Consider the following 18,296-nt stretch of genomic DNA (forward strand, 5'->3'; position numbering starts at 1 on the left):
GAGAGAGGTACCGCCCTGTGCACGAGGTCATCGACCAGCGGGACTCCGCGCTCCTCCCGTCTCCCGGTCCCTGCCGCCGATCCCCCCTGACGGGGGGAGTCCGCCCGTGCTGACCATCGGGATCGTCGCCCTCGACGCCTGGCACGCGGCTCCGCTCGAGCGCGCCTGGCGCCGCCAGGGGCACCGCGTGGTCGTGGTGACCGGTGACCCGGAGGGGTTCAGCGGGGCGGAGCTCCGCCCCAGCGTGCTCGCCCGCTTCCTCGAGCCCGCCCGCCGGAGGGGCGCCGGGTCCGTCGGGCTCGCCGTCGTCACGCGCCGGGCCCGCCGACTGCTCGCTCCGGAGCGGCCCGACCTCGTGGTGGCTCTCCCGGGGACGGCCGTGGAGCTCGCCGGGCTCGCTCCGATGACCGTCCTCCTGGCCGACGACCTCCCGGCACTCCCGCGCCTCCGGTTCGAGGAGGAGCGCCGCGGTGCTGTCGTCGTCGCCCCGACGGAGCGGCTCGCGTCAGCCCTCGCGGGAACGGTCGTGCCCCTGGGCCTGCCGGACGCGTCGTTCCCGACACCGTCCGCCCCCGACGGGCCCCTCCGCTTCGCCGCCGTGGGAGCCTCCGGTCTCGACCGGGGCGCCGAGCGGCTCGATCTCCTCGCCCGGCTGGACGGCACCGAGTACGTCACCGTGATCGACGACGGCGGCGGCATCGCCGACGACCTCGCGTCGGGGCTGCGCTCCGTCGGCGAGCAGGACCGCGACGGCGTCGTCGAGGTGCTCCGCCACTCCCACGTGTACGCCCACCTGACGCCGTCGACGACCGGCGCGGCCGCCGGACTCGACGCGCTGGCGAGCGGGCTGCCGGTCCTCGCGATCGAGTCGAGCGTCCTGGCCGATCTCTGCGCGGCGGGGGCGGGCGTGGTCCTCTCCGACGACGCGACGCGCGAGGAGTACGAGGACGCCCTCCATCGGCTCCGGCGCGAGTGGACGGCTCTCTCCCGGGGGGCCGCCGAGCTCGCGCGGGAGCGCCCGTGGTCCGTCGCGGCCGAGGAGATCCTCGCCCTCGCGGAGGGACGCGTCCGTGTCGCCTGAACCGGTTCCTGCTGTCGGCGCCTCCGCCGACGCGATGCTGCCGAACGCCGTCGCCCTGCGCCTGGCCGCCGTGCTGGTGCAGTACACCCTGCGGACGCACGGCGTCCGCAGCCTCGTGGTGAAGGGCGAGGGTCTGCACCGCCAGGGGATCCGCGCGCCGATGACGTCGGCCGACGTCGACCTCTGGGTCGACCCCGAGCGCTTCGACGAGGCTCTCGGGCTGCTCGCCTCGATGGGCTGGCGCCGCCGCGCCGAGGCTCTCAGCTGGACGCTCTTCGTCGACCACTCGATCACGCTCGTCCACCCCTCGTGGCCGTGCGACGTCGACGTCCACCGCTCCTTCCCGGGTGCCTTCGAGGAGGAGCGGATCGTCTTCGACCGCCTCTGGGCGGCCGCCGAGGATCTGCCGCTGAGCGACGAGACCCTGCGGATCCCCGGGCGCGCGCACCACCTCGTGCTGCACGCCCTGCACCAGCTGCGCAGCGCGCGCTCCGCCTCGGCGACCACGGCGCTGGCGGTTCTGAAGGCGCACGGCGCCGGCCTTCCGAGCGAGGAGCGCGAGGCGATCCGCGACGCGGCCGTCGAGCTCGGCGCGCAGACGCCGATGACGGAGCTCCTCACCTCCTGGGGAGTCCCCGCCGCGCCTGAGGAGCGCTACCGGCACGCCCAGACTCTCTGGGACGTGCGCCGCAGCTCCGACCGGCACACCTTCAACTGGCTGCATGCCGTGGCGTCCGCTCCCTGGCGCCTGAAGGGAGGCCTGCTGCTGAGAGCCGCCTTCCCCACCCGCGCGGATCTCGAGGCGAGCCATCCCGAGGCGACGACGGTCCGACGTCGGCTCCGGCTCCGGGGGGAGCGGACCCTGCGGGCGCTCCGAGGCCTCCCCTTGGCCCTCACCGGTTTCGCCAGGGTGGCGCTGAGCGGCCGCAGCGAGAAGCAGGGCCCGGCGTCCTCGTTCGAGGCGATCGCGGCGACCACGGCGCCGGTGAGCGACCTCCCGGCCTCGTCCGATCCCGCGGCGAGCGCCGTGCATCCGGTGGAGGCCTCCGCCGAGGCGCAGGGTGGCAGCGCGCCGCCGGCCCAGCGCTTCGCCGTCGAGCGCACGGACCGTCAGGTCTACGTGCTCGACCTGTCCCGCCCGTCGGTGCCCCCGATCGTGCTCTCGCTGAGCGCCGCCTCGGTCTTCGAGGCCGCGATCCGGCAGCGCCGGCCCCGGGACGAGGTCGTCGACCTCCTCGCCGATCACTACGACGTCGACCCCGGGACGATGGGCCGCGACGTCGACGCCGTCCTGGCCGAACTCGACGTCCGCTTCCCGGGCGCGGTTCCCGACGGGGCACTCTCATGAGGGCCGCCCGTTCCCGATCCCTGCGGATCCTGCACGTCCTCGACTCCTTCGAGGACGGGGGCGCGCAGCGTGTGGCCCTCTCCCTGGGTGCGTGGAGCCGCGAGCACGGCTGCGAGACCGCCTACTGGGGGCGTCCCGGGCCGCTCAGCGACCGCGCCGCGCAGGAGTCGCCCGTCTTCGTGGTGCCGAGACCCGGACAGGGCTTCGCGGCCGATCTGCGCGAGATCGCACTCGCCGTCCGCCGGTTCCGCCCGCACGTCCTGCACGCCCACCAGCGCCGCGAGGCTCTGCTGGCCCTCCTCGTCGGCGCCGCGCTCGGTGTCCCCGTGGTCGAGCACGCGCACACCGAGCTGCCCGGGATCGACCGTCGAGCGCTCTCCTTCCGCTCCCGGCGGGTGTTCGCCGTCTCCGCCTCCGTGGGGCGGATGGTCGTCGAGGGCTACGGCCGCCCGCAGGAGCGCGTCGTGGTCACCGGCAACGCCCCGGCGAACGTCACCGCGGAGCCCGCGCTCGCGCCGGAACTCGCCGAGCCGGTCGTCCGCGTCCTCGGCATCGGGCGGCTCGCGGAGCAGAAGGACCCGATCCGCTTCCTCGCGGCAGTCGAGGCCCTCGCCCGGGTCCGGCCCGTCACCGGCACCTGGCTCGGCGACGGTCCGATGCTGCCGGTGCTGCGCGAGCGAGCCCGGGGGGCCGGAGTGGTCGACTTCGCCGGTCCGTCGGCGGACGTGACCGGAGCGCTGGACGCGGCGCACCTCCTCCTGTCGACCTCGCGGTGGGAGGGGACTCCGCTCGTGATGCTGGAAGCGATGGCACGCCGTCGCCCGGTCGTGGCGACCGACGTCGGCGGTGTGGGTGAGTTGCTCGCCGACGGTCGGGGCCTCCTGCTCCCCGCCGACGCCGACGGGGAGCGGATCGCCGAGCTCGTCGCCGCCGCTCTGGAGCGACCCGAGGGGCTCCTGATGCAGGCCGACCGCGCGAAGGCGTGGGTGGACGAGGCCGCCTCGCCCGACGCCGTCTTCGGACCCGTCGTCGCCGCCTACCGCGAGCTCGGGGGCCGACGGTGAGCGGGGGCGTGCACTCGGTGACCGTCGTGGCTCCCTGCTACAACGCGATCGCCCGGCTCGACGGCTTCCTCGCGCGGCTCGCACTCACTCTCGGACCGGGGACGCGGGTCGTCCTCGTCGACGACGCGTCCTCGGACGGCACGGCGGAGGTGCTCGAGAAGTGGGCCGAGGGACGCGAGGACGCCCGGGTCCTGCTCCTCGAGCAGAACGGCGGCGTCGCTGCCGCCCGGAACCGCGCCCTCGACGGCATCGACTCCGAGTTCGTCTGGTTCGTGGACGTCGACGACGAGTGGGACACGGAGATCCTCCGGACCCTCACCGCCGAGGCCGAGCGGACGGCGGCCGACGTCGTCGTCTGCCGGGCGCTCTACCGCACCCGGCAGTCGACCTCCGGACGCGTGATCGACGGTCTCGACCGACGCGAACTGGTCTCGTCCGAACTCGCTCTCGAGCGGATGGCGTCCGGGCGCCTGCACGGCTTCCTCTGGAACAAGCTCTTCCGCCGCGCCGTCCTGCAGGAGGAGCTCTTCCCGCGCTTGAGCTCCCAGTCCGACTTCGTCGGCGTGCTGCGGGCGGTCCAGGCGTCGGAACGGGTGCTCTTCGTGCCGGAGATCCTCTACTCCTACGTCTACACGGCGTCCTCGATCACCCGTCGGCGCGACCCGGACCTCCGGAACCTCCTGGTCTGCGCCGAGGAGATGCGCGCGGCGCTCGCCCGAACGTTCGAGGAGGTGCCGCGCCCGCTGTCGGACTGGTTCACGACCTGGTTCTACGCCGTCCCCGTCGCGCTCACCCCGATCCGCCAGAACTCCGACGCGGCGCTCGTCGAGACCGGCGTCCGGCTCGGGTCCGAGGCGCTGCGCGACGTCCGCGTGCTCCGCTCCGCGCGGTCGCCGCGGCTGCTCGTCCTGGGGCTGGTGCTCAAGCACGTCCCCGCCGCCTTCACGGCGCTCAGCCGGATCCTCTACGCCGTGCACGACACCCGCCGCCGGCTCTCCGATCGGAGGAGAACCCGGTGGACGACGTGACCGTCCCCGTGCAGGCGGCCGCGACCGGCCCCTTCCGCACACCAGCTCCGTTCCCTCCCTCCCGCACCGACCCCCGAGGAGCACCGGCATGACCTCCTACATCACCGGCCGCATCGAGCGGATGCCGGCCAGCATCACCACGCTCGACGAGGCGGCGGAGGCCGTGCTCGAGCTGTCCCGGAGCGGCCGCGACGAGCTGGTCGTCACGCCGAACACCGACCACTTCGTGCGCTGGAAGCACTCCGGCGAGTTCCGGCGGTACTACGGCCGGGCGTCCCTCGTGGTGCTCGACGGGGCGCCTCTGGTCTGGCTGGCCCGCTCGTACGGCCACCGCACGGCGAGCCGCGTGACGGGCATCGACCTCTTCACCGAGGTCTGCCGCCGCGCGGCGCTCGAGGGTGCGCCGGTCGCTCTCATCGGCGGACGCCCCGGAGTCGGCGATCGCGCAGCCGCCGAGCTGCAGCAGCGCTTCGCCGGGCTCCAGGTTCCGGTCGTCGTCTCGCCGGAGCCGGCCGAGCTCGCGGACGACGCCTACCTCGCCCGCCTCTCCTCGACTCTGCGCACGGCCGACGTCCGCATCGTCGCGCTCTGCCTCGGCTCCCCCAAGCAGGAGGAGGTTCGCGAGCGCCTGCTCGTCGTCGGCGGCACGGGAGCGGTGTGCCTCGGCGTCGGCGCCGCCGTGGACTTCCTCGCCGGCGAGATTCCGCGGGCGCCGCTCGTGGTGCAGCGCCTCGGCCTCGAGTGGGCGCACCGGCTCAGCCGGGAGCCCGGCAGGCTCTGGCGGCGCTATCTGGGCGACGCCGTGCGGGTGCTGCCGAGCGTGGTCGCGGCCCTCCGCTACCGGGTGCGCCGTGCCGTCCGCTGAGCACGCGGGCGGCGTCGCCGGCGAGAGGCCGCTGGTCCTGGTCTGGAAGCGCGCGTGGCTGCAGGACTCCGAGACGTTCGTCCGCAATCAGATGCACGGACTCGAGCGCTGGCGCGCCCTCGGAGTGGGCCTCGAGCGCACCGGCTCGGGCGTCCTCCACGACCGCACGGACATCGTCCTGCACGATCCGATCACCCCTCGCGGGCGGCGGTCCCTCCTCCTGCGATGGCTCGGAGTGTCACGACGGCTCGACGCGATCGTCGATGAGCACCGGCCCGCCCTCATCCATGCACACTTCCTCATCGACGCCGTCTCCATCGCCCGGTACGCACGGAGGAGGCGCCTTCCGCTCGTCGTGACGGGGCACGGCTACGACGTGACCAGCTGGCCGCTCGCGACCGGAGCTCCGCGCCTGCTCCGACCCCTCGCCCGAGCTCACCGCGCCCTCGAGGCCCGCACCGTCTTCCGTACCGCGCACGCGGTGATCGGCGTGTCCCGCTTCATCACCGACGGGCTCCTGCGCCTGGGGGCGGACCCGCGGCGCACCGGAGTGGGCTACATCGGCGTCCCGACCTCCCGCCCCGAGGCCGCACCGGCTGCGGAGCGCGCGGGAATCGTCTTCGTCGGACGCCTCACCGACAAGAAGGGCGTTCCGGATCTGCTCGAGGCGGTCGCCGCCCTCCCCGGACCGATCCGGGACGTCCCCCTGACCGTCGTCGGCGACGGCCACCTGCGGGAGGCGCTCGTCGAGCAGGCGGCGCGGCTGGGCCTGCAGGTGACCTTCACCGGCTCCCTGCCCCCCGCCGAGGTCGCCCGCATCCTCGCCGGCGCCGCGGTCTTCTGCGCACCGTCGCGGACCGCGGCGACAGGCGACTCCGAGGGCTTCGGCATGGTCTTCCTCGAGGCCGCGCTCGCAGGCGTCCCCGTCGTCTCGTACCGCCACGGCGGCGTCCCGGAGGCGGTCCAGGACGGCGTCACCGGGCTGCTCGTCCCGGAGGGGGACGTGCCCGGCCTGACCGGGGCGCTCGCCGCCCTGCTCCGGGACCCGGACCGCGCGACGCGGATGGGCGCGGCCGGGCGGGAGCGCGTGCTCGCCTCGTTCGACCTCGCCGAGCGGATCCGCGACCTAGAGGACCTCTACGACCGGACGGCCGGGCGGTCAGCGTCGACGACGGACGGAGATCGCGGATGAGCCGCGCCGAGCACCGCGCCGACGATCCGCGACCGGGCCTCCGTCCGGCCTCCGCCGGGCGGGAAAGGTGAGCCTGCGCCGGAGCACCGTCGACGCGACCGCCTGGACGGCGGTCTCGTTCGCCGTCGCGCTCGTCGTGCAGCTCGGGCAGTTCGCGCTCCTGGCGAGACTGCTGGACCCCTCCGAGATGGGGATCATCGCGATCGTCGCCCTGCTCAACGCGTTCGTCGACATCTTCCTCGGCATGGGGGTCGCCCAGGCGATCATCCAGCGCCGGCGGGCGACCAGCTTCGAGCTCTCGTCGGTCTTCTGGCTCAACCTCTCCGTCGGGCTCCTGGTCACCGTCGCCGTCCTCCTGGGCGCCGCACCGATCGCCTCCCTGCTCGGGTCCGCCGCCGCGGCGCCGGTCCTCACCGTCGCCTCGCTCGTGTTCGTGGGCAGCGCAGCCGGGCAGGTGCCGAGAGCGGTGCTCGAGAAGGGGATCCGGTTCCGAGCGGTCGCCGTGTCCGAGACGATCGCTCTCGTCGGCGGCTTCGCCGTGACGGTCTGCCTCGCGGTCTCGGGCGCAGGGGCGCTCTCCTACGCGTGGGGGCTCGTCGCGACCGCGGCTCTGCGCTCCGTGCTCGCCCTCCTGCAGGCTCGGCGCTGGTTCCGACTGCGGTTCCGGTTCCGGATCCGCGAGACCGCCCGCTTCCTCTCCTTCGGCGTCTTCCAGACCCTCGACGGCATCGTCAACTACCTGGGCTCGAACGCCGGCTCGCTCGCGATCGGCCGCCTGCTCGGACCGGCACAGCTGGGCGGGTACACCCTGGGATACAACCTCGCCGTGAACCTCCCCGCGAGGGTCAACCCGATCGTGACGCGGGTGATGTTCCCGGTGTTCTCCTCGATCCAGCACGACCGTGAGCGCGTCGCGCGGAACCACCTCCGCGTCACCGCGGTGCTCAGCATGGCGAGCATCCCGCCGCTGATGCTGGTGGCGCTGCGCTCCGAGGAGATCGTGCGACTGTTCTACGGACCCGGCTGGGGCTGGATCGCGGGCATGACGAGCGCACTGACGGTGGTGGGCGCGGTGCGGGCGATCGGCAATCCGGTCGGCTTCATCCTGATGGCGATGGACCGGGTGCGGTTCGGGCTGGTCGTGAACATCGTGAAGACCGCGATCACGGTCCCGATGATCGTCGGCGGGGGAGTGCTGTTCGGACTCGACGGCTTGATCGGCGGGCTGCTGCTCTCGAGCGCTCTCGGCTTCGCCGTCACCTGCGCCGTGCTGCGGGTGGTGCTCGGAGTGCGCCTCGGCGCGTTCCTGCGCGCGTGCGCCGCGGGGCCGCTGCTCGCCGCACCGATGGCGATCGTGCTGCTCCTGCTCCGCCTGCTCCCCGAGGGCGCGCCCCTGCGGCTGCTCCCGGTGGAGCTGGCGCTCGCGGTCCTCGTGCTGGGAGCGACCGCCCTCCTGGCGCCGGGGCGCGACATCGCCGAGGCGCGATCGCTCGTCCTGTCGCGACTGCCCGCCCGGCTCCGGCTCGGCTCCGCCGCCCCGGTCGAGGTCGCCGTGGTGCTGGCCGCCGAGGAGCGCTTCGACGGCAGCGGGGGAGCCGTGGCGACCTGGGTCCGCGAGACGGTGTCCCGGTCCTCGCTCCGGATCGCCGTGCACGCGCCGTGGTCGTCGGCGTCACCGGGTGTGGACGTCCGGCCGCACCGCCTGTACCGGCGGATCTACGCGGTCCAGCGGCGCGCGGCACTCCTCCTGGCGCGTCGGCGCGACAGCGACCCGGGCGCCGAGCTGCGTCGGCTGTCCTTCGGTGGCCGCTTCTGGCTGCTGGTGCTCGCTCCGTCGCTGCGCCGTGTCCCGACGGTCTGGATCCACAACCGCCCCCGCTACGCCGTGCGCCTGCGCCGCCTGGGCTACCGGGGGCGGATCGTCGCACACCTTCACAACGACCTGCTCGATCACCTGCCGCCCGATCCCGCCGCGTCCCGGCGCTACCTCGACGCGGTCGACGAGTGGATCTTCTGCAGCGAGTTCCTGCGCGCCCGGGCGGTCGACCGGTACGGCCTGATCGCCACAGCCGTCCTGTACAACGGGGTCGTCCCTCCGCCCGAGGTCCCGCCGGCGCCGCTCGGCGGTACTGCGGAGGCGGTCTTCGCCGGGAGGCTGGTGGCCGAGAAGGGAGCCCGCGAGGCCGTCGAGATCGTGAAGCGGATGCGGACCGAGCACGGCGCCGATCTGCGGCTGGTCATCGCCGGCGCATCGGGCCTCGGGGACGACGCGACGCCCACCCCGTACGTCCGAGCGCTCAACGAGGCGGTCGCCACCCTGCCCGGCGTCGTGCGCCGGCTCCCGTTCCTCCGGCACGAGGACCTGCTGGAGCTGTTCGGCTCCTCGGCGCTCCTGCTCTACCCCTGCCGCTGGGACGAGCCGTTCGGGATGGTGGTGGTGGAGGCGCTCTCGCGGGGGATCCCCGTCGTGACGGTCGAGCGCGGAGGCCTCCCCGAGATCCTGCGCACCTCCGACGGAGTGGTCGACGGATCCGTCCTCGTCCCGCCGGGCACGGAGGAGGAGGTCGCGGACGCCGTCCTCGCGGAGCTCCCCGCCCTCATCGCCTCGCTGCGCGATCCCCGGCGACGCGCGGAGGTCGCTGCGGCGTCGCGGCGCCGAGCGGCGGACTTCGGCTGGCCGGGCATCGCCCGCCGCGCGGACGAGCTGCTGGCACACCCCCGCGACTGAGGCGGGACCGCCGCGCGCACACGGATCGACGTTCCGCGCCAAGCCCGTCGAGGCTCGTGCCGCGCGATTAGTGTCGGCGCGACATGCCACCTGCATCCCTTCTCCCGCCCGCGTCCGCCGACGCCACCGCCTCTCCCGTGCTGCTCGATCCGCCTCCCGCCCCGGACCGGCGCCCGCGGACGACCCTCCCGCCGCGAGAGGTCGGCCCGTCGTCCCGGAATCGGCGCGCCGCTCCTCCGCTCCGCCAGACGGAGGCCGCCACCGGCACCTCCGCGGAACGGCTCTGACATGGGCCGCCACGCCGACGACGCCCTCCTCCGCCGCCCGACCGCCTCTCGTCCCTCCGTCATCGCCGCGACCCGCGTCACCGACGCTCCGGAGACCCGCGGGCGGCCGTCGCGCGCGTCGGCGGATCCCGCTCAGCGGCGGCACGAGCGGATCGTCCTCGTCTTCCTCGCGGTGCTCCTGGCGCTGAGCGTCGTGCAGCTCTACACCCTGGGCCCCGTCACCGCTCCGGTCGCCTGGAGCCTGCTCTTCCTCCCGTACTCCGTGGCTCGGCTGCGCGGCGGGCGGATCGACCGGTTCGTGGTCGTGGTCCTCCTCGTGATCGCCGGCACCCTCTTCGCGCTCACCTACTCCGGAGCACGCGCGGCCGCGCTGCGCGACGTGGTCTCCGTCGTCTCCTTCCTCACTCCGTACCTGGCCGTCCGCGGGCTCGGCGACGGCGCCTGGCGTGTCGTCGGCCGCGCCCTCAACTGGGCGGCGCCCGTGTTCCTCCTCCAGGTGACGCTCACGATCCTCTTCCAGCTCGATCCCGTGCAGGAGACCGCCTACCTCCGGTGGCCGGACGCGGTGCTGTTCTCCGACATCTACGTGCGGGACATCTTCACGACGTCCTTCAACAACGTCCTGCAGGAGAAGTCGGGAGGGTTCTTCCTCAACGGCAACATCGCCTCGATGTACATGGCCACGACCGGCGCGCTGGCCTTCGCCGTCTGGAGACGGCAGCGGGGGAGGCTCCTCCTGCTCGTCGCCGTCGCCGGGCTGGTCGGCGCCCTCTTCACGCTGTCCAAGACCGCGATCGTCCTCGCGATCGTCCTGCCCCTGCTGGTCGCCGCGATCCGCGGACTCAAGGGACGCAGCCTCGGTCCGGTCGCCTGGATGATCACCATCCCCTCCGGGATCACGGCCGTGTACGCCGTCGCCGTGTCCTTCCCTCAGCTGGCGGAGGCGGGCCTGCTCACGCTCGGGGCCCGCGGCGACTTCCTGCGCCTGGCTGCGAGTGCGTTCCCCGACAACTGGCTGCTGGGGCTGGGGTACGGCGGATGGCAGGAGCTGTGGCTGGCGCGCGGGTCGCAGTTCACCCAGCACAGCGAGCCGCGCCCGCCTCACAACCTCCTCGTCACCGCGTGGACCAACGGCGGGCTCCTGATCGCGCTCCCCGTCCTCGCGTTCCTCCTCCTCACCACCGTCGCCGTCGTGCGCCTGCTCCTCCGGGTCGCCCGGAACGAGGCCGTCGCCGTCGGGGCGCTCGCCGTCGCCGTCCTCTGGACGTTCCTGCACGGGATGGCCGACAACACCACCTGGTTCGGCGATCAGCACTCGCTCGCGACGCTCGCCGTCTCCGTGGCGCTCGTGGGCGTCCTGTCGGCGGAGGCGCCCGCCACGCCGGGCCGAGTGCCTCACGGAAGCGCTCCGGCGGCCTCGGCCGGCGCGGGTCGGGCGCCGCTGCGACGGCCGCCGAGCCCCGGCCTCGGGCGGCGCTGACGCGACCGCCGCGCCGCAGCCGGTCCGGACACGGACCGCGCCGGTATCATCGACCCGTTATGGCACGCATCTACGACTGCTCCGTCGACACGGACCTCCTGACCGGCACCCGTCTCGCGCGGACGGCCATCGGCCGCGGCGAGCTCGTGGTGATCCCCACCGACACCGTCTACGGCGTCGCGGCCAACGCGTTCGACGCCGCCGCGGTCCAGCGCCTGCTCGACGCGAAGGGACGGACGAGGCAGTCGCCGCCGCCCGTCCTGATCGGGGACGTGGCCGCCCTCGACGCCCTCGCCGAGAACGTGCCGGAGGCGGTGCGCGACCTCGCGCGCGAGTTCTGGCCCGGCGGGCTCACCATCGTCCTGCACGCCCAGCCCTCACTGGTCTGGGACCTGGGCGAGACGCGCGGGACCGTGGCGCTGCGCATGCCGGACAACCCGGTGACGATCGAGCTCCTCGCCGAGACCGGCCCGCTGGCGGTCTCCTCCGCCAATCGCACGGGGCAGCCCTCGGCCACGACCGCACAGGAGGCGTTCGACCAGCTCGGCGACTCCGTCGACGTCTATCTCGACGCCGGCGCCGCCGGATCGCGCTACAGCGACCGCCCCGCGGGCGCCAGCGAGTCCTCGACGATCGTCGACGCGACAGCGCTGAGCTTCGAGGGCGGCACCCTGCGCATCCTGCGCCAGGGCGTCGTGTCGGCCGAGCGGATCCGCGAGGTCGTCGGAGACCTGCTGCCGGATCCGGACGCGCCTCGTGCCGAGACGTCGGAGCCCGACGCCTCCACGGCCGGCGCGGCGCAGGCCGGGGACCAGCAGGAGCCCGCCGAGACCGCGACCGGCAGCGACCCGTACGCCTTCGAGCGGACCCCGACCGCGCGCCCCGACTGGGCCTCCGGCGCCCGCCTGCAGGACGACTCCGCGCCCGGCGACTCCGCGCCCGTCGATTCCGCCGATGCGCCGGACACGGGCTCGTCGAGCACGAACGCGCCGACGCCCGGCACCGGCGCCGCCCGCACCGACTCCGCTCCGGGTGAGTAACCGGTGATCACCTTCGCCCTCGTCTCGCTCGCGGTCGCGCTCGTGACCGGAGCGCTGTCGTGGGTCATCTGGAAGCTGAGCCTGAAGTACCGGCTCTACCCGAAGATCCGCGTCAGGGACATGCACACGCGGCCGACCCCCCGCCTGGGCGGCATCGCGATGTTCCTCGGGATCCTCGTCGGCTTCGGCATCGCCTCCCAGCTGCCCTACTTCCGGCTGGTGTTCGCCAATCCCGAGCCTATCCTCGCGATCCTCGGCGCGAGCCTGCTCATCGTCCTCATCGGCGTCGCCGACGACATCTGGGACCTGGACTGGACCACGAAGCTGGCCGGTCAGCTGATCGCCGCGGGCCTGATCGCCTGGAAGGGCGTGCAGATCGTCTCCCTGCCGATCGGCGGCCTGACCGTCGGCTCGCCGTGGATGTCGCTGATCATCACCGTGCTCGCGATCGTCCTGGTCACCAACGCTCTCAACTTCATCGACGGCCTCGACGGCCTCGTGGCGGGCGTCGCCCTGATCGCCAACGGCGTCTTCTTCCTCTACAGCTACCTGCTGGTGCAGCAGACCTCGCCCACCGACTACTTCAACCTGGCCTCGCTCATCGCGGTCCTGCTGGTCGGCGCCTGCGCCGGATTCCTCCCCATCAACTGGCGTCCGGCGCGGATGTTCATGGGCGACAGCGGCGCACTGCTGATCGGGATGCTGATGGCCACCTCCGCGATCGCGGTCACCGGCCAGATCGACCCGGCCCAGCTCGCGGCGAAGGAGCTCCTGCCCGCGTTCATCCCGATCATCCTGCCGTTCGCGATCCTCGTGGTGCCGCTGATGGACTTCGGCCTCGCTGTGATCAGGCGCCTGCGCGCGGGAAAGTCGCCGTTCAGCGCCGACCGGAAGCACCTGCACCACCGCCTGCTCGACATGGGGCACTCCCACCTGCACGCCGTGCTGATCTTCTACGCGTGGACCGCCGTCGTCGCCGTCAGCTGCCTGCTGATGTTCGTGGTCGACGTGCTGTGGGTCCCGCTCGTCTTCCTCGGAGTCGGTCTGCTGGTCTGCACCGTCGTCACGCTCGCCCCGCTCAGCCGCCGCAAGCGGCTCGAGGCGGCGGCGCAGTCCGCGGAGGCCTCACCCGTCCTCGACCCCCTCGACCGCGCGTCCTCGACGGAGCTGCTCCGTCCGCCGGCCGGACTCCCGATCGACCGGGACACGACAGCGCCGACCACGGCGCGGAAGGAAGCATCATGACCGGAGCCTCCCCGGCCACCCCCCGTCCGCAGCCCGCGTCCGTCCCCGTCCTGCGCCGCGCGCTGGTCGTGGGCGGCCTCTTCGTGCTCGCCCTGGCCGTTCTCGGCACCGTCGTCGGCGGGATCGCCGCCGGGGGAGAGGGCGCGATCGGAGCCCTCCTCGGCGCGATCGTCGGCGGCGTGATGGTGCTCCTCACCGCCGCGAGCATCCTCGTCGCCAACCGCCTCGACATCGGCGGGTTCTTCGCCGTCGTCCTCGGCACGTGGCTCGCCAAGTTCGTGCTGTTCGTGATCGCCGCCCTGGTCCTGCGCGATCAGCCGTGGCTGAACAGCACCGCGATGTTCGTCACGATCATCGTCGCCGTCCTGGGGTCCCTGGTGATCGACGTCCTCGTCGTCTCGCGCTCGCGCATGCCGAACGTCAGCGACATCGCTCGATGAGGACGAGCCGAACGGTTCCTGAGAGGACCACGATTCGGCTCTCAGGCCGTTCTGTTGCTACAGTAGGGACGAATCCCGCAGGCGAACGTGTCCTCAGATCGTCTCATCGTTGATGGCGGTCGTCGAGCACGATCGCCGTCCGAGCGGAAAACCCCACCTTTCGTCGTCGCGAGAGCGTTGCGTCCGAATGATTCGATTCGGTCGGCTGCAACGTGCCACGCCCCGAATTCCAGGAGCTAGCGCTGTTTGCTAACGCTGTGACCCTGTTGGTCTCGTCCTCGACCGGTGAGAGTGACTTCCACACCCCGTCGATCTCCGAGTTCTTCCCGCCCGGTTTCCTCTTCGAGGGAACCCCTTTCGAGATCAACCGCGTCATGCTGGTCCGCTTCATCGCGGTCATCGCACTGATGCTGTTCTTCTGGCTCGGGACGCGCAAGCTGCGCCTCGTCCCCGGCCGATTCCAGAACGTCGTCGAGCTCGCGTTCGACTTCGTCCGCGTCACCATCGCCAAGGACATCCTCGGCGAGAAGGACGCGCGCCGGTTCCTCCCGATCCTCGTGACGATCTTCTTCGCGATCATCTCGATGAACCTGACCGGCATCGTCCCGTTCCTGAACATCGCGGGGACCTCCGTGGTGGGCATGCCGCTCTTCCTCGGCCTGGTCGCCTACGTGACGTTCATCTACGCGGGCATCAAGGACCGGGGGATGGGCTTCTTCAAGAACGCCCTGTTCCCGCCCGGAGCGCCGTTCCTGATCTACTTCATCCTCACGCCGATCGAGCTGCTGCAGACGTTCATCATCCGTCCGCTCTCGCTCGCACTGCGGCTCGTGATGAACATGATCGTCGGCCACCTCCTGCTGGTGCTGTGCTTCTCGGCCACGCAGTTCTTCCTCTTCAGCTCCCAGATCGACCCGGGCTTCAAGCTCTTCGGCGTCGTGACCTTCGCCTTCGGCGGTGCGTTCACGCTCTTCGAGCTCCTCGTCGCCGTGCTGCAGGCCTACATCTTCACCCTCCTCGCTGCGGTCTACATCCAGTTGGCCGTCGCCGAGGAGCACTGACCCCACTACTCACGGGCTCCCGCCCGTTCTCACGATCACCCCACTGAAAGGACCCACTCGTGGACTCAGTCACCGTTCTCGCCGAACTCACCGGCAACATCGCGACGGTCGGTTACGGCCTCGCAGCGATCGGCCCCGGCATCGGTGTCGGCATCGTCGCGGGCAAGACCGTCGAGGCCATGGCGCGCCAGCCCGAGATGGCCGGCCGCCTCCAGACCACGATGTTCCTCGGCATCGCGTTCACCGAGGTGCTCGCGCTCATCGGCCTCGCCACCTACTTCATCTTCGCGGCGTAGTCGTGTTCAGCACCGCTGTGAACATCGCTGCGGAAGAAGGTGACGTCCCCGCGGTCATTCTGATCCCGGAGTTCTACGACTTCTTCTGGTCGGGGGTGATCTTCCTCATCCTGCTGTTCTTCTTCTGGAGGCTGGTCCTGCCGCGCCTGCAGAAGATGCTCGACGCGCGCTCCGCCGCGATCGAGGGGAACATCGCGAAGGCCGACGAGGCCCAGCGACAGGCCGAGGCCGCCCTCGAGAAGTACACCGCCCAGCTGGCCGAGGCCCGCGCCGAGGCCGGAGTGATCCGCGAGAAGGCGAACGCCGACGGCAACGCGATCGTGGCGGCGAAGAAGGAGCAGGCGCAGGTCGAGGCCGAGCGCATCCTCCACAACGCGCACGCCCAGATCGAGGCGGACCGTCAGGCCGCCGTGGTCTCGCTCCGCTCCGAAGTCGGAACCCTCGCCATCGACCTCGCCTCCGGCGTGATCGGCGAGAGCCTCAACGACGACGCGAAGGCGTCCGCGATCGTGGACCGCTTCCTCGCCGACCTCGAGGCCTCGGAGAAGGCGAACAACTGATGGGCAGCGCGTCCAGGCAGGCACTCGCATCGGCGAAGGCGGAGCTCTCCGCCCTCGCCGGTCAGGCGTCCCTCGACACGGCCCAGCAGCTCTTCGAGGCCGCACGGGTCATCGACGGCCAGGCGCAGCTGCGCGCGGCCCTCGCCGACCCGAGCGCCGACTCGAGCAGCAAGCAGGCTCTCGTCGCCCGCGTGTTCGGTCCCTTCGGCGAGCCGGCCAAGCGCCTGCTCACCGTGATCGTCGGCCACCGCTGGTCGAGCCCGAGCGACATGGTCGCCGGGGTCGAGGAGGTCGGGGTCCGCGCGATCGCGTCCTCCGCTCCGGAGGGCGTCAACCTCGAGAAGGAGCTCCACTCCTTCGGCGAGGTCGTCGCCTCCGACGCCCAGCTCGAGCTCGCGCTCGGCAGCAAGCTCGCCGCCGCCGACTCGAAGGTCGCGCTCGTGCAGCGCCTCCTCGAGGGCAAGGCCGCGGCCGAGACGCTGGCGATCCTCCGGCAGCTGATCGCGCACCCGCGCGGTCGCCGCATCCCGGAGCTCGTCCGCTTCGCAGCAGGCGTGGTCGCCGACCAGGGCGGGTTCATCCTCGCCACGGTCTCGGTCGCCGCACCGATCGCCCCCGAGCAGCTCGACCGGCTCCGCTCGGCGCTCACGCGCCAGTACAGCCGACCGGTCTCCGTCAACGTCGTGGTCGATCCCTCCCTCCTGGGCGGGATGCGCCTGCACGTCGGCGACGAGGTCATCGACGGAACCGTCTCCGCACGGCTGTCCGACCTGAAGCTCCAGCTCGCGTCCTGACGGGCGCACGTATCCTCAGAGGGCACTGCCCTCGACCCCCGCACCATCCAGGTCAGGCCCCGACGACCTCTTCGGCTCGCACGGACCCAACGAATAGGAATTCCCATGGCAGATATCACCATCAGCCCGGATGAGATCCGCGACGCGCTGAAGGACTTCGTCTCGTCGTACGAGCCGGGCAAGGCCTCCACCACCGAGGTCGGCTACGTCATCGACGCCGCCGACGGCATCGCCCACGTCGAGGGCCTCCCCGGCGTCATGGCCAACGAGCTCATCCGCTTCTCCAACGGTGTCCTGGGCCTGGCCCAGAACCTCGACGAGAACGAGATCGGCGTCGTCGTCCTCGGCGAGTTCTCCGGCATCGAGGAGGGCATGGAGGTCACCCGCACCGGCGAGGTCCTCTCGGTCCCCGTCGGCGACGGCTACCTCGGCCGCGTCGTCGACCCGCTCGGCAACCCGATCGACGGGCTCGGCGAGATCGCCTCCGAGGGCCGCCGCGCCCTCGAGCTCCAGGCTCCCGGCGTCATGTCGCGCAAGTCGGTCCACGAGCCGCTGCAGACCGGCATCAAGGCCATCGACGCGATGATCCCGGTCGGCCGCGGCCAGCGCCAGCTCATCATCGGCGACCGCCAGACCGGCAAGACGGCCATCGCGATCGACACGATCATCAACCAGAAGGCCAACTGGGAGTCGGGCGACACGAACAAGCAGGTCCGCTGCATCTACGTCGCCATCGGCCAGAAGGGCTCGACCATCGCCTCGGTGAAGGGCGCGCTCGAGGACGCCGGAGCGATGGAGTACACGACCATCGTCGCGTCCCCGGCCTCCGACCCCGCCGGCTTCAAGTACCTCGCCCCCTACACCGGCTCGGCCATCGGCCAGCACTGGATGTACGGCGGCAAGCACGTCCTGATCATCTTCGACGACCTGTCGAAGCAGGCCGAGGCCTACCGCGCCGTGTCGCTCCTCCTGCGCCGCCCGCCGGGACGCGAGGCGTACCCGGGTGACGTCTTCTACCTGCACTCCCGTCTGCTGGAGCGCTGCGCGAAGTTGTCCGACGAGCTCGGCGCCGGCTCGATGACCGGTCTCCCGATCATCGAGACCAAGGCGAACGACGTCTCGGCCTACATCCCGACCAACGTGATCTCGATCACCGACGGCCAGATCTTCCTCCAGTCCGACCTCTTCAACGCCAACCAGCGTCCCGCGGTCGACGTGGGCATCTCGGTCTCGCGGGTCGGCGGCGACGCGCAGGTCAAGTCGATCAAGAAGGTCTCCGGCACGCTGAAGCTCGAGCTGGCGCAGTACCGCTCGCTCGAGGCCTTCGCGATGTTCGCCTCCGACCTCGACGCCGCCTCGCGCCGTCAGCTCGCCCGCGGCGCCCGCCTGACCGAGCTGCTCAAGCAGCCGCAGTACTCGCCGTACCCCGTAGAGGAGCAGGTCGTCTCGATCTGGGCCGGAACGAACGGCAAGCTCGACGAGGTCCCGGTCCCCGACGTGCTGCGCTTCGAGCGCGAGCTCCTGGACTACCTGGGCCGCAACACCCAGGTGCTGAACACCCTCCGCGACACCAACGTGCTCTCCGACGACACCGTCGCCGAGCTCAACCGTGCCGTCGACGGCTTCAAGCTGGAGTTCCAGACCGGTGAGGGCAAGCCGCTCGCCTCGGTCGGGCGCGAGGAGCACCAGGCCATCGCGGCCGACGAGGTCGGCCAGGAGAAGATCGTCAAGGGCCGTCGCTGACCAGCGGCACCCCGTCGATTCGCCACTTTTAGGACAACAGGAGA

16 protein-coding genes are annotated in these 18,296 nt (G+C 72.1%); all 16 read left to right on the forward strand.

What is annotated here, in order from left to right; translation table 11 throughout:
• Positions 1–106 precede the first annotated feature (106 nt).
• The 16 genes from C5C82_RS06760 to atpA all read left to right on the forward strand — a co-directional run bounded on the left by C5C82_RS06760 (position 107) and on the right by atpA (position 18,252).
• On the forward strand, positions 107–1,081 hold the full coding sequence (locus C5C82_RS06760) for a hypothetical protein (protein WP_104291528.1): 975 nt from the start codon (positions 107–109) through the stop codon (positions 1,079–1,081).
• Positions 1,071–2,429, forward strand: coding sequence for a PqqD family peptide modification chaperone (locus C5C82_RS06765; RefSeq protein ID WP_146083677.1), 1,359 nt, complete (start codon positions 1,071–1,073; stop codon positions 2,427–2,429). The genes C5C82_RS06760 and C5C82_RS06765 overlap by 11 nt, the downstream gene beginning before the upstream one ends.
• Positions 2,426–3,493 (forward strand): glycosyltransferase family 4 protein, encoded by a 1,068-nt coding sequence (locus tag C5C82_RS06770; protein ID WP_104232710.1) that lies wholly within the window; start codon positions 2,426–2,428, stop codon positions 3,491–3,493. The genes C5C82_RS06765 and C5C82_RS06770 overlap by 4 nt, the downstream gene beginning before the upstream one ends.
• A gap of 8 nt (positions 3,494–3,501) precedes the next feature.
• Positions 3,502–4,521, forward strand: coding sequence for a glycosyltransferase family 2 protein (locus tag C5C82_RS06775; RefSeq protein WP_181072712.1), 1,020 nt, complete (start codon positions 3,502–3,504; stop codon positions 4,519–4,521).
• Positions 4,522–4,609: 88 nt separating this feature from the next.
• The gene (locus C5C82_RS06780; RefSeq protein ID WP_104291524.1) at positions 4,610–5,386 is read left to right on the forward strand and encodes a WecB/TagA/CpsF family glycosyltransferase; all 777 of its coding nucleotides are present in this window, start codon (positions 4,610–4,612) and stop codon (positions 5,384–5,386) included.
• Positions 5,373–6,578: a glycosyltransferase gene (locus C5C82_RS06785; RefSeq protein ID WP_104291523.1), complete on the forward strand. Its 1,206-nt coding sequence runs from the start codon at positions 5,373–5,375 to the stop codon at positions 6,576–6,578. Before C5C82_RS06780 ends, C5C82_RS06785 begins: the two co-directional genes overlap by 14 nt.
• A gap of 67 nt (positions 6,579–6,645) precedes the next feature.
• On the forward strand, positions 6,646–9,306 hold the full coding sequence (locus tag C5C82_RS06790; protein WP_104354835.1) for an MOP flippase family protein: 2,661 nt from the start codon (positions 6,646–6,648) through the stop codon (positions 9,304–9,306).
• 288 nt (positions 9,307–9,594) lie between these two features.
• A complete protein-coding gene (locus C5C82_RS06795) occupies positions 9,595–11,073 on the forward strand; it encodes an O-antigen ligase (protein WP_104295000.1) in 1,479 nt (492 codons plus the stop codon).
• Positions 11,074–11,132: 59 nt separating this feature from the next.
• Positions 11,133–12,113, forward strand: coding sequence for an L-threonylcarbamoyladenylate synthase (locus C5C82_RS06800; protein ID WP_104295001.1), 981 nt, complete (start codon positions 11,133–11,135; stop codon positions 12,111–12,113).
• Between the two features lie 3 nt (positions 12,114–12,116).
• The gene (locus tag C5C82_RS06805; protein WP_181065442.1) at positions 12,117–13,358 is read left to right on the forward strand and encodes an MraY family glycosyltransferase; all 1,242 of its coding nucleotides are present in this window, start codon (positions 12,117–12,119) and stop codon (positions 13,356–13,358) included.
• A complete protein-coding gene (locus C5C82_RS06810; RefSeq protein WP_104223021.1) occupies positions 13,355–13,798 on the forward strand; it encodes a hypothetical protein in 444 nt (147 codons plus the stop codon). The genes C5C82_RS06805 and C5C82_RS06810 overlap by 4 nt, the downstream gene beginning before the upstream one ends.
• Positions 13,799–14,055: 257 nt before the next feature.
• Positions 14,056–14,859 carry a F0F1 ATP synthase subunit A gene (atpB, locus tag C5C82_RS06815; protein ID WP_068254016.1) on the forward strand — a complete coding sequence of 268 codons (804 nt, stop codon included), beginning with the start codon at positions 14,056–14,058 and terminating at the stop codon, positions 14,857–14,859.
• A gap of 59 nt (positions 14,860–14,918) precedes the next feature.
• Positions 14,919–15,155, forward strand: coding sequence for an ATP synthase F0 subunit C (locus C5C82_RS06820; RefSeq protein ID WP_055794702.1), 237 nt, complete (start codon positions 14,919–14,921; stop codon positions 15,153–15,155).
• 2 nt (positions 15,156–15,157) lie between these two features.
• Positions 15,158–15,715 (forward strand): F0F1 ATP synthase subunit B, encoded by a 558-nt coding sequence (locus tag C5C82_RS06825; protein WP_244229449.1) that lies wholly within the window; start codon positions 15,158–15,160, stop codon positions 15,713–15,715.
• Positions 15,715–16,509 (forward strand): F0F1 ATP synthase subunit delta, encoded by a 795-nt coding sequence (locus tag C5C82_RS06830; protein WP_104232703.1) that lies wholly within the window; start codon positions 15,715–15,717, stop codon positions 16,507–16,509. The genes C5C82_RS06825 and C5C82_RS06830 overlap by 1 nt, the downstream gene beginning before the upstream one ends.
• 105 nt (positions 16,510–16,614) lie before the next feature.
• Entirely contained in the window at positions 16,615–18,252 is a 1,638-nt protein-coding gene (atpA, locus tag C5C82_RS06835) for a F0F1 ATP synthase subunit alpha (protein ID WP_104223023.1), read from the forward strand.
• Positions 18,253–18,296 lie beyond the last annotated feature (44 nt).

Origin of the sequence: Rathayibacter sp. AY1D5 (assembly GCF_002932515.1) — a bacterium.
Classification (GTDB): domain Bacteria; phylum Actinomycetota; class Actinomycetes; order Actinomycetales; family Microbacteriaceae; genus Rathayibacter.